This is a genomic window from Aquabacterium sp. G14 (assembly GCF_037482285.1).
Lineage (GTDB): Bacteria > Pseudomonadota > Gammaproteobacteria > Burkholderiales > Burkholderiaceae_C > Aquabacterium.
Genome location: NZ_JBBEYB010000010.1, coordinates 106,217 through 117,426, shown reverse-complemented (window position 1 = coordinate 117,426; position 11,210 = coordinate 106,217). Strand labels below are relative to the sequence as shown.

10 protein-coding genes and 1 pseudogene are annotated in these 11,210 nt (G+C 64.0%); 6 read left to right on the top strand and 5 right to left on the bottom strand.

All coding sequences use genetic code 11. The features are described from left to right. Positions 1–243: pseudogene (locus WIT60_RS12185) on the top strand (IS21 family transposase); the annotation flags it as partial. Then, a complete protein-coding gene (gene istB / locus WIT60_RS12180; protein ID WP_012080644.1) occupies positions 236–1,033 on the top strand; it encodes an IS21-like element helper ATPase IstB in 798 nt (265 codons plus the stop codon). The pseudogene WIT60_RS12185 and the gene istB, both read left to right, overlap by 8 nt. A 408-nt stretch (positions 1,034–1,441) precedes the next feature. On the opposite strand, the gene WIT60_RS12175 is transcribed toward istB, so the two are convergent. After that, entirely contained in the window at positions 1,442–1,744 is a 303-nt protein-coding gene (locus WIT60_RS12175) for a hypothetical protein (protein ID WP_339584178.1), read from the bottom strand. 239 nt (positions 1,745–1,983) lie between these two features. On the opposite strand from WIT60_RS12175, the gene WIT60_RS12170 reads away from it, so the two are divergent. Both WIT60_RS12170 and WIT60_RS12165 read left to right on the top strand, forming a co-directional pair. Then, entirely contained in the window at positions 1,984–2,952 is a 969-nt protein-coding gene (locus tag WIT60_RS12170) for a lipase secretion chaperone (protein WP_339584177.1), read from the top strand. After that, complete coding sequence (locus WIT60_RS12165) at positions 2,949–3,893, top strand: esterase/lipase family protein (RefSeq protein ID WP_339584176.1); 945 nt, start codon at positions 2,949–2,951, stop codon at positions 3,891–3,893. Before WIT60_RS12170 ends, WIT60_RS12165 begins: the two co-directional genes overlap by 4 nt. A 42-nt stretch (positions 3,894–3,935) precedes the next feature. Here the strand turns inward: WIT60_RS12165 and WIT60_RS12160 are convergent, their stop codons facing one another. The 3 genes from WIT60_RS12160 to WIT60_RS12150 form a co-directional block, all read right to left on the bottom strand. Further along, entirely contained in the window at positions 3,936–5,111 is a 1,176-nt protein-coding gene (locus tag WIT60_RS12160; RefSeq protein ID WP_339584175.1) for an ABC transporter substrate-binding protein, read from the bottom strand. A 126-nt stretch (positions 5,112–5,237) separates the two neighbouring features. Next, the gene (locus WIT60_RS12155; RefSeq protein ID WP_339584174.1) at positions 5,238–6,107 is read right to left on the bottom strand and encodes a pirin family protein; all 870 of its coding nucleotides are present in this window, start codon (positions 6,105–6,107) and stop codon (positions 5,238–5,240) included. Positions 6,108–6,152: 45 nt separating this feature from the next. Next, positions 6,153–6,752 carry an FMN-dependent NADH-azoreductase gene (locus WIT60_RS12150; protein WP_339584173.1) on the bottom strand — a complete coding sequence of 200 codons (600 nt, stop codon included), beginning with the start codon at positions 6,750–6,752 and terminating at the stop codon, positions 6,153–6,155. Between the two features lie 92 nt (positions 6,753–6,844). Here WIT60_RS12150 and WIT60_RS12145 point away from each other — a divergent pair, with 92 nt between their 5' ends. Both WIT60_RS12145 and WIT60_RS12140 read left to right on the top strand, forming a co-directional pair. Continuing rightward, positions 6,845–7,774, top strand: coding sequence for a LysR family transcriptional regulator (locus tag WIT60_RS12145; protein WP_339584172.1), 930 nt, complete (start codon positions 6,845–6,847; stop codon positions 7,772–7,774). A gap of 87 nt (positions 7,775–7,861) precedes the next feature. After that, positions 7,862–9,034, top strand: coding sequence for an MFS transporter (locus WIT60_RS12140; protein WP_339584171.1), 1,173 nt, complete (start codon positions 7,862–7,864; stop codon positions 9,032–9,034). Here WIT60_RS12140 and yccS read toward each other — a convergent pair. Beyond that, entirely contained in the window at positions 8,991–11,144 is a 2,154-nt protein-coding gene (gene yccS / locus WIT60_RS12135) for a YccS family putative transporter (protein WP_339584170.1), read from the bottom strand. The two genes, WIT60_RS12140 and yccS, sit on opposite strands and share 44 nt — an antisense overlap. Between the last annotated feature and the right edge of the window lie 66 nt (positions 11,145–11,210).

The window sequence follows — 11,210 nt, the reverse complement described above, 5'->3', positions numbered from 1 at the left end:
ATTGTGAGCACAGCTGGCCTGGATGCGGTGCTGGTGGCAGTTGAATTGGCGCTGGAGAGCGCGCCACCGTCTGGCAAGGTCAGCGTCGAGCATGTGATCAATGTTCTGAGCAGGCTCAACCCTGCACCCACGCCTGAAGATGCACAGACCTGTTTGCAGGCGACAGTGGCCCCACTGGCCAACACGGCGCGCTACGACAGCTTGCGCGGGCAAGGCGGCACGGAGGAGATCAACCATGCGTGATATCGCTGCAGAGCTCAAACAACTGCGCCTGCACGGCATGGCGGGCGCATGGTTGGACCTGATCGAACAAGGGTCCAGTACGGGCTCAGAGGATGCACGGTGGTTGATTGAACACCTGCTGCAGGCCGAGGCCACAGACCGAGGCATGCGCTCGGTGAGCCATCAGATGCATGCAGCCAAGTTCCCTGTGCATCGAGACCTGGCTGGGTTCGACTTCGCTGTGTCCCCCGTTGACAGCAAGCTGGTTCACACGCTGGCAGAGACAGGCTTCACAGAAGTGGCGCACAACGTGGTGTTGGTGGGAGGGCCTGGCACCGGCAAGACCCACCTGGCCACAGCCATTGGCGTGTCCGGCATCACCAAGCATGGCAGGCGCGTGCGCTTTTACTCCACGGTGGATCTGGTCAACGCGCTGGAGCAAGAGAAGGCACAAGGCAAGGCCGGACGCATCGCGACGAGCTTGTTGCGCCTGGACCTGGTGATCCTCGATGAGTTGGGCTACCTGCCGTTCAGCCAGGCAGGCGGTGCGCTGCTGTTCCACTTGCTCAGCCGGTTGTACGAGCACACCAGCGTGATGATCACGACGAATCTGGACTTCGCGGAATGGTCGCGTGTCTTTGGTGATGCCAAGATGACGACGGCGCTGCTGGACCGGCTCACACACCACTGCCACATCCTGGAGACGGGCAACGAGTCACACCGATTCCTGCACAGTTCCAGCACGGCCAAGAGGCGCATCAAGGCACGAGAGCAGTCTCGGATGCAGGCTGCAGCAGAGGGCAAGGCCTGAAGCTCAAAGCGAAGGGGGAAGCCGCTGCGCGGCTTCCCCCTTGATGTTCAACCAAGCCGGCCGGAAAACTCAAAACCCAGGCCAGGCTCTACACTTATCCACAGCTGACCACCCTTTGGTCGGCTACCAGCCCTGGCTCAATATTGGATCGGCACGGTGGCTCAGATTTGGATCGGCGCGGACACCCAGTGGCAGCGCAGGACGATTTTGGCCAAATCATCGAATCCACGTCCTCAAGGCCAAGGCGTTACTATTTAGTTCGGATTACGGACGCGGGTTCGGTTCCGTGTTCCACCACCATACACAGCTTCCAGAACCATCTGGATGCAAACAAAAAGCCCTAAGTTATCAATGACTTAGGGCTTTTTTCTTGGCAGCCCCCCCCCCTATCGAGAGGGGCCAGGGAACTCAGCGCTTGGGCTCGGTGCTCATCCACAACTGCGCTTGCAGCCGTTGCACGAACAAGGCGGTGTTGAACCCCACCCGAGAGGCCAGCTCGGACAAGCGGCCGACGTGGTGTGGAATGGACTGGCTCACCAGTTCACGCATTTCGCTCAAACGCCCATACCAACGGGCGTTGGCCAGCACCAGCATGACGCAGGCCTTCTGCTCGGGGCTCACCCCTTCCACGTGTTGCCAGGCACGGGGGTCAAAACGACCGTGTTGCGCAACGCAGAAATTGACGATCTGCTGTTCTGTATAGCGGTTCATGAAGCGGCACACAAAGAGTGAACGTGCTGTCTCAACGCGTCAACGGGTCAAACGGATGACGCGCCCCATGCATCTCGACCCATCGAATACCCCTAATTGGGGGTTGCACCAATGTCGCGCTACACCTGGGCAGGCTTTAATCACACCACATCACCCAATCCTCCACGAAATGTCACATTGGTGGTGACTGAAACCGAGCGACATCGCTTGCCTGCATCCGACTTTGCACCCTCTTCGCCATGCGAAACGGACCCATCGTCACTGTCCAAACTCAACGCCGTCGCACCGGGTGGCGCGCCCTTGCGGCTTTGACCGTCGCGTTGGCTGCACTGGGGTTCTACAAGGCTCAGCAAGATGGCTCATTGAACGGCACCGTCGCCGCTTCGGTGACGGCGCCCGCCGTGGGCATCATTCAACCCACGCCGGCACCATCTTTGTCAGGTACCACGCCCGATGGCACGTTGCAGAACAGCCAGGGCGACCTGGTGCTGAGCCCCGACCTGCTGCGTCGCTTTGATTATTGGCTGACCACCTACGGCGAAAAGTCGGTGGAGGCCATCAAGGCAGACATCTTGGCCGATTTGCGTGACGAGCTGAGCCCGACCGCGTTGGCTCGCGCCGGCAAGCTGCTGGATGCCTACTTGGCCTACAAGTCAGAGTTGGCCCGACTGACGCCGCTGCCAGCTGGTACCCAACAGGTCGAGGCCCTTGCGCAACAACTGCAAGCGATGCGCGATGTGCGCGGGCGCCACTTTACCCGCCCTGAGATCGATGCCTTGTTTGGTGCAGACGATGTGCAAGACGATGACACGCTGGCCCGCATGCGCATCATGCAAGACCGCACGCTGAGTGATGCCGACAAAACCCGCAAGCTCCGTGAGCTGACCTCGCAGCTGCCGCCTGAACAGCAAGCCCACCGCACCGAACCGATCAAGCACCTGACGGTGAACGAAGCCGTGAGCGAGGCGCGCGCCCGTGGCGCCAGCGACCAGGAGGTGCAGGCCATTCGCACCCGTTTGGTGAGTGCGGAAGCCGCCCAACGTCTGGCCCAGCTCGACGCCGAAGAAGCCGCCTGGCAAGCCCGGGTGCAGCGGTACCTGAGCCTGCGTCAAACCGATGAAGTGGCCGCAGAAGCCTACAAAGAAGCAAATTTCAGAGAGAACGAGAAATTGCGCCTGAGCGCATATTTACCACGGAGACCCTCATGAAGACACGCTTTGCATCCGCCCTGATCGCCGCAGCCGCGGCCGTGACCTGCGCTCTGCCCTCTGGCCAAGCCCATGCGGCTGGCTACACACAGACGAAATACCCCATCGTGCTGGTGCATGGGCTCTTCGGTTGGGACAGCATCGGGGGCACAGTAGATTACTGGCACAAGATTCCTGCAGCTTTGCGTGCAGACGGCGCCGATGTGCACGTCACCCAAGTCTCAGCGGCAAACTCTACGGAGGTACGGGGTGAGCAATTGCTGCAGCAGGTTAAGCAGATTCTGGCCATCACGGGCGCCAAGAAGGTCAACCTTGTGGGTCACAGCCATGGCGGCCCCACCGTCCGCTATGTGGCCGGTGTCGCGCCAGAACTGGTGGCATCGGTGACCAGCGTGGGTGGCGTGAACCGGGGATCGGACTTTGCCGATGCCCTGCGCGGAGTCCTGCCCAGCGGCAGTCCGATCACAGGTGCCGTGGCAGGCTTGGTTGATTCAACGCTGGTCAACCTGATTCAGACCTTGTCCGGCAATGGCGAGTTGCCCCGGAACTCAGAAGCAGCGCTGGACTCGCTGACCACGGCCGGCTCACTCAAGTTCAATCAGAAATTCCCAGCAGGCATTCCGACCACCGCTTGCGGTGAAGGTGCCTATGTCGTTCAGGGAGTCCGGTATTACTCGTGGGGCGGTAACAAACAGCTGACCAACTTGCTGGACATCAGTGATGGTGCCTTGGCACTGACCGGCGCATTCTTCAACGGCAAGGCCAACGATGGGCTGGTGTCAACCTGCTCGATGAACCTCGGCAAGGTCATCCGCACCGACTACAAGATGAACCACCTCGACGAGGTCAACCAGATCTTCGGCTTGGTGCACCTGTTCGAAACGAACCCAGTGGAGGTGTACCGCCAACAGGCCAACCGCCTGAAAAACGCGGGCTTGTGACGGGCACCCACCCGGACTCGGGTGGGGGGCGCCGCGGGCCGCTTACTCCTTGCCCGGGTCCTTGACGTTGGACACCTTGTCAAACTCCACGTTCTGCAGCTTGCCGTTGACGCGCTGCACTTTGCGGATGTAGACGGTCTGCACGACGTCACGTGTGTTGGCGTCGATCGTCATGGTGCCTCGGGGGCTGGTCCAGCTCATGCCTTTGGCGACCGCCATGAAGCGGTCCCCGCTGGCGTCGCCACCGGTCTTGGTCAACACCTTGTCGATGAGTTGCAGGCCATCGTAGCCCCCCACCGCCATGTAGTTGGGACGGCTGGTCGGATAGGCTTGGCTGTAGCTCTTCACAAACGCCTTGTTTTCAGGCGAATTGTGGCTTTCGGCGTAGTGGTGCGCTGTGATCAGGCCCAGCGCACTGTCGCCCATCGCGTCCAGCGAGCCTTCTTCGGTCAAGTCACCGGTGGCGATGATGCGCACGCCTGCCTTGTCGAGACCAGCCTGGGCGAAGGCCTTGGTGAAAGCGACGGTTTGCTCACCCGGCGGCACGAACAGGAAGACCGCTTCGGCCTGAGCGGCTTTGATGCGTGGCAGCACCTTGGCAAAGTCCAACTGGCCCACGGGGACGCGGGCATCGCCGACGATTTCACCGCCCAGCGATTTGAAAGTGCGTTTGAACTCGGCCTCTGCATCGTGCCCGGGGCCGTAGTCGCTGACCAGTGTGAACACCTTGCGCACACGGTTCATGGCACTCCAGGTGGCAATCGGGGCAGTGACCTGGGGCAGGGTCTCGGACACGCGCACGATGTAGCTGGACTGCTGCGTGACCTTGGAGGCCGCGGCGTTCATCACCACCATGGGCTTGCGTGCGGCAGTCGCCAGCGGGGCCACGGCCAGGGCGGCCGGGGTCAGACCAAAGCCCGCGAGGATGTCGACCTTATGGGTGCCCAGCAGCTCTTGAGCGGCACGTTTGGCGGCGTCAGGGGAGACACCGGTATCGTCCTTGAGGACCAGCTCCACCTTGCGGCCGGCGATCTGACCGCCGTGTTGCTGGAGGTAGACACGGGCACCGCGCTCGATCTGTTGGCCATAGGAGGCATAGGGGCCGCTCAGGGGCAGCACCATGCCAATCTTGAGGGCTTCAGCCGCCAGCGCAGATGCTGACAGGGTGGAGGCGACCAGCGCCACGCACAGGGAAACGGAAGACTTAGTCAATGCCATGGTATGACCTGTTCAAGAGGTGTGCGGCATTATCAATGGCATGACGCGCTGCAGCAAATGGCATACGTTGGCACTGTGGCATCTGACGGAAAATGCCCGAGGGGAGCCGCCGGGACACCCCCGCTGTCAGGCCAATCGACCCGCGCGGAAGTCGTTGACCGCCTGGTAGATCTCCTGCTGGGTATTCATCACAAACGGCCCGTACTGCGCAATCGGCTCGTTGAGCGGCTGGCCAGCGATCAGCAGCAAGCGCGTCTCGGCCTGTGCGTCGATCACCACCCCGTCGGCATCGGCCTGGTTGCGCAAGATGGCCATGCGTTGCACGGGCAAGGCCGTATCGGCAATGCGGGCCTCGCCTCGGTACACGTACACAAAGGCGTTGTGCCCTGGAGGCAAAGTCTGCTCGAAACGGCTGCCCGCCGGCAGGTGCACATCCAGGTAGGTAGGCGCACTCGCCTCGCGGGTCACCGCCCCCGTCACGCCATGACTCTCACCAGCAATCACGGTCACCGCCACGCCATCCGGCGTCGTGAACTTGGGCAGGTCGGCAGCCGCAAAATCCCGGTACCAAGGCGCCGACATCTTGTCCCTGCCCGGCAGGTTCAGCCACAGCTGAAAGCCTTCCATCACGCCGTGTTCCTGCTGCGGGATCTCGGAATGGATCACACCGCGGCCGGCGGTCATCCACTGCACGCCACCGTTCTCCAGCAGACCTTCGTGGCCGGCGCTGTCGCGGTGCAGCATGCGGCCGGCGATCATGTAGGTGATGGTCTCGAAACCGCGGTGTGGGTGGTCAGGAAATCCGGCGATGTAGTCATCGGGGTTGTCGCTGCCAAAGGCGTCGAGCATCAGGTAGGGGTCGAGCCGGCGTTGCAGGTTCTGTGTCAGCACGCGGGTGAGCTTGACGCCCGCCCCGTCCGACGTGGGATGACCCACGATCAATTGCTCGACTGTGCGCGACTGGCGCACGGCAAGCGCGGTGTCTGAACTGTTCATGGGTCGATCTCCTCTGTCGGACGGATGATGCCTGATCCGTGTGGGTCAGCCGAGAGCTGCCAGCAGGTCGTCTTCGGCCTGAGTGAAGCCCTTGTCCACCGCTTCGGGGCCCATGGCCAGGCCTTCGGCGTAGATGTACTTCACATCGGTCATGCCCAAGAAGCCCAGGATGGTCTGGATATACGGGGTTTGCGAATCGGCCGGGGTGCCACGGTAGATACCACCGCGGGCAAAGGCCACGTACACCTTCTTGCCCTGGATGAGACCTTCCGGACCGTTGGCGGTATAGCGGAAGGTCACGCCGGCACGGGCGATGGCGTCCAGCCAGGTCTTCAGTTGCACGGGCACACCGAAGTTGTACATCGGCACGCCCAGCACGATCACGTCGTGGGCTTGCACCTCGGCGATCAGCGCGTCGTCCAGGGCCACGCGGGCGGCTTGCTCGGGGGTGCGCTGGTCGGCGGGGGTGAACAGGGCGCCCAGGGCGGCGGCGTCCAGCACGGGGTGCGGGGTCACGGCCAGATCGCGCACGGTGACGCTGGCACCGGGATTCTTGGCTTGCAGGCGGGCGGTGACAGTGTTGGCCAAACGGGTGGAGTTGGCACCTTCAACGCGGGCGCTGGAGTTGATTTGCAGGATCTTCATGAGAGGGCTCCAAGTGGGTGAGTCGATGAATGAACTTTATTCCTCAACAATTCGCCTGATAAGAGCCTGAAATGGGTAACATTGATCCGCCCATGGAACAATATACCGAATCCACCGCAGGCATCGAGGCCAACGACCTGCTGATCTTCGCCCGTGTGGCCGACCTGGGCAGTTTCAGCCGCGCCGCGGAGCGCCTGGGCCTGCCCAAATCCACGGTGTCGCGCCGCATCGCCTGGCTCGAATCCCACCTGGGCGAGCGGTTGCTGTTGCGCACCACCAGGCGCCAAACCCTCACGGAGTTCGGGCAGTTGCTGCTGGAGCACGCCCGCCAGGTGGCCGCCGAGGTGGAAGCCGTCACCGCCTTGCGCGAACACCGGCAGGCGGCACCCAGTGGGCGTCTGCGCGTGTCCATGCCCAGCGACTTCGCCACCCTGCTGCTGGCCGACATGCTGGCCGCCTTCGTGGCCCTGCACCCGCGCATCACGCTGGAGTTGGACCTGTCGCCCCGACGCGTGGACCTGCTGGGCGAAGGCTTTGACGTGGCCGTGCGCATGGGCGCCCTGCCCGACGACGCGCTGCTGGCCGCGCGTCGCCTGACCGTGTTCACCAACGGGCTGTACGCCTCGCCGAGCTATCTGGCCGAGCATGGGGAGCCGACGTGCCCGGAAAGCCTGTTGCAGCACGACACGGTTCGCCTGCCGGGCCGAGCCAGCGACAGCACCGAGCCCGGTCACTGGGTGCTGTCGCGCGGCGAGGAGCGCTGGGAAGGCTCACCACCCAGCCGTGTCATGGCCAACCAGCCGGAGTTGCTGCTGATTCTGGCGCGCTCCGGGGCCGGCATCACCGCGGTGCCCGACCTGTTCGCCCAACCCTGGCTGCAGCGAGGCGAACTGCGCCGGGTGCTGCCCGATTGGTGCCTGCCCTCACACACCGCGTGGGCAGTGTTCCCGGGACGCAAGCTGATGCCGGCCAAGACCCGCGTGTTCATCGACATGCTTGAAGCGGCCTTGGCATCCCCCTGAGCGCCGCAGCTTATCTCCCACCTGGCACGCACACCATACCCCAACCGGTATCATGCGTCAGCCCTCTTCCTTCCATCGGCGGTTTCCATGAACAAGAACCTCTGGCTTCTGGCTGCGGCCCAGGGGCTCTTCCTGACCAACAACGTCGTCTTCATCGCCATCAACGGCCTGGTGGGCTTCAGCCTGGCCCCCGCGGGCTGGATGGCCACCTTGCCGGTGATGGGCTATGTGGTCGGCGGCGCCCTGTCCACCGGGCTGGTCGCGCGCAGCCAGCAACGCTGGGGCAGGCAGGTATCGTTCCAGTTGGGACTGGCGGTGGCCCTGGGCTCGGCGCTGCTGTGCGCCCTGGCGCTGTGGCTGCACAGCTTCTGGCTGCTGGTCACCGCCACTGTGGTGGCTGGCTACTACAGCGCCAACGGTCAGCTGTATCGCTTTGCCGCCGGCGAACTGGCCACCCCGGCCTTCCGCGAAAAAGCCATCTCCCTGGTGCTGGCCGGCGGGCTGCTGGGAGCGGTCGTCGGCCCCAACTTGGCCAAGCACACCCGCGATGGCCTGGGCACGCCGTTTTTGGGCGCCTACCTGGCCCTGGCGGTGGTGGCCTTGCTGTCGATGATCGTGATGAGGGGCATCCAGTTCCCACCTGCCGTGCGGCAGGCTCAAGGCGGCGACACCGGCCGCCCGCTACGGGACATCATGGTCCAACCCGTGTTCATCGTCTCCACCGTGGGGGCCGCCCTGGGCTATGGCGTGATGAACCTGCTGATGGCGGCCACGCCGCTGGCCATGCAGGTATGTGGCATGCCGTTTGACGACGCCGCCTTCGTGCTGGAATGGCACGTGATCGGCATGTTCGCTCCGGGCTTTGTCACCGGCCACCTCATCAAACGCCACGGCGTGCTGACCATCATGGGTGCGGGTGTGGTGTTGAACCTGGCCTGCATCGGCATCGCGTTGTCAGGGCAAGACCTGCACCAGTTCGCGGTGGCGCTCTTCCTGCTGGGCGTGGGCTGGAACTTCCTGTTCACCGGCAGCACCACCCTGGCCATGCAAGCCTACCGGCCGGAAGAAAAAGACAAGGCGCAAGCAGCCATCAACTTCTGCGTGTTTGGCGTGATGGCCATCACCTCGTTTGCCTCGGGGGCCCTGATCACCACCCAAGGGTGGACCTGGTTGAACCTGGGCTCGCTGTTGCCCGTGGGTCTGACGGGTCTGGCCCTCATCTGGTTGGGCTGGCAGCGCCGGACGGCGCCGACGCGCTGAGCGCAGGCGCCCAGCCCTTCAAGCGCCAGACCTCGGCCTGCAAGGGCGGCACCAGGCGCAACGCCAGTGTGAGTTGCGTGTGCAGCAAGCGTTCGGTGCGCGACATGGCTGCCAGACCGGCCTCGCTGTCAGCGTCACTCAGATCGTTGTGCAGCAGCGCCGACGCCGCCGCTGGCGGGCTGGCCTCACGCGCCTCCAGCGCATCGGCCAGGATGCCCAAAGCCGCCTGCAGGCGATCGGCCTGCGCCAGCACTGGCTCGCTGCAGGCCTGTAACGACACCTCACTGCGATGCGCCCCCAGCGCCGAGAGGTAGTTGAGCACGGTGTGTGACAAGGTCAGGAAGCGCCCACACACAGCGGTGTCCAGGCGCACCCGCACCGGCTCCTTGAGCATGGCCGACAAAGCGTTGGACAGCGCCGCATCGGCCTTGTGGGCATTGCGCCGCGCCAAGCGATAGGCCAGATGGTCTTGCTTGCCCGTTTGATACTGCAGCAGGATGTCATGCAGGTAGCGCGCCTGGGTGCGCAAGGCCTGCGCCGCCAGATGAGGCCACTGGCGCGCCTGCCAGTTCGGCCACACCCGCCAGGCGGCCACGGCTGCAATCGCCCCGCCCAATACGGTATCGAGCAAACGCGCCGGGATCACGCCCTGCGCCATGCCCATCTGGTGAAAGCTCAACAACAAGAGCGTGGTGACGGCGCTGGTGGACACCACATAGTTGGTGCGCCGCGAGCCCAAAAACACCGCGCCCGCCACCACCAGCAAGGCCGATTGCATCACCGCCCCCGGGAACAGGCGAATCAAGGCCCAGGCCAGCGCCAGCCCGATCACCGTGCCCATCACCCGCTGGGTCAATTTGGTCAAGGTGGCCGCGTACTGCGGCTGGCTCACGAACACGATGGTCAGCAGGATCCAGAAGCCGTGCGGGTCATCCGTGAGCCACATCACACCGCACCCCACCATCAGGGACACGCTGAGCCGCAGCGCATGGCGACACAACACCGAGCGCAGGCTCAGCTGCGTTCGCAAGCGCCGCCAGGCCTCCCCCAGCGTGCGCGGGTGGGTGTCGAGCAGGCTCTGATCCACCTCGCCCTGCCCCGGCTCCAGCACCGTGCGAAACACCTGCGCCAACGCCGTGAGGTTGTCACCCAAGGCTTGCAAGGCCCGCAAGGAACGACTGGCCGCTTGCCCATGTGACAGGTGCGCGATCGCCGCCTGCATGTCCTCGATGGCCCGTGCCGTGGCGCCGTGGTGCTCGGGACTGCGGCGCTGGGCCATGGCCACCGACAGCTTCAAGGCCTGGTCCCCCGTCAACGCCAGCACCCGCTGACAGCGGTACAGCGCATCACTGTGAAAGAACGCATCGGCCAGCAACTCGTAATGCTCATGAGACGAGCTGGCACGCTCATGGATGTCTTGCGCGGCGAGGTACTGCCGCATCGCGGTCTGCAACCAGGGCGGTGGCCGCCGCTTGCCCAGACGGCTGAAAATCGCCTCTTTCGTGCCTCCCAGGCTTTCCACCACCCGGCCGTTGTGCAGCGCCAGCGCCATGCGACGCTGGGCCCGGTCGGCATCGCGCACCGGCTCAAGCAACTGCGCCTTCAGGTGCAGGTACTCGCCCAACAAGGCGTACAACTGCGACAGGCGGTGACGCACCGGAGGCTGCGGCAGCAGCGCCGCCCAGAGCACCGACACCAAGCCATACCAGGCGGCCCCAGCCAGCATCAAAGGCGTCACATCCAGCGCATGCAGGCGACTGGTACGCGCCGACATGGCCACGTAGATGAACAAAACGAGCGACCCAAACGCGATCGCACGATAGCGCTCGCTGAGCGCCCCCAGCATCGTCAGGCCAAAGGCCGACAGCGCCAGCACGGTCATGAGCAGGATGGGCCACGGCAGGGTGAGCCACACCGCCCACGCCATCATCACAAATGCCCCCAGCGCCATCAACTGCGCCCGCAAGCGGCCACGCCAGTTGTCATCGGTCTCGGTCAAGGCGCTGGCGATCACGCCCAGCAGCACGGGCATCAACTCGTCTTGGCGCCCTGCCCACCAGCCCACCGCCAGCACGCAGGCCAGGGCGAGCAAGGCGCGCAGGCCATTCATGGCCCCTTCATGCTGAAGGAGGGTACGCCATCCATCTTTCCAGTTCTCGTCCACTTGCTGCAACCG